The following is a 501-nucleotide window of genomic DNA, read 5'->3' as shown; positions in this document are numbered from 1 at the left end:
ACATCAGCACTGCCCAATAGGTCGGCAACATCATTTTTAATCATGTCACGCCATCGGTATGCTTTTGCCGTGCATAGGTCATACTCATCCTGTATGACCGTGATTCTTGGTCGGTCTAGGAAGATATTGGCCAGTAGAGCATCGCAAACCAGCGTGGGTATGTTTGAATGCAATGATGTAATATGCCTAGTCAAGTCAATAATGCCTGATAGGTCATAACCATATCGGCAACGGCAAGCCGCATACTCAACATCAGTCAACACGCTACCAGCACGCCTTAACAGGCTCGATGCAAGCGCCCTGGCTTCCATCTCATTCAGTGCAGTATTGGTTGATGGTGGCTCACCATTTAAATCAGCACTGTGGCTGGGTGAACGCTCTAAAACTTCAAATGAGTAACTCAATAAATGAGGCACTGAATAGAACATCTGTGACCTTTGCTTTTGTTTCCCCTATATGTTAATTATACCAACCCATATATTGTTTTTCTCGTATTTTCAG

1 pseudogene is annotated in these 501 nt (G+C 44.1%); it reads right to left on the bottom strand.

Features of this window, described 5'->3' with window-relative positions:
• A pseudogene (locus tag A2F46_RS13145) lies at positions 1–428 on the bottom strand (hypothetical protein); the annotation flags it as partial.
• Positions 429–501: the final 73 nt, after the last annotated feature.

Source organism: Snodgrassella sp. CFCC 13594 (assembly GCF_001590725.1).
Lineage (GTDB): Bacteria > Pseudomonadota > Gammaproteobacteria > Burkholderiales > Neisseriaceae > Snodgrassella.
This window is presented reverse-complemented; position numbering and strand designations above follow the sequence as displayed.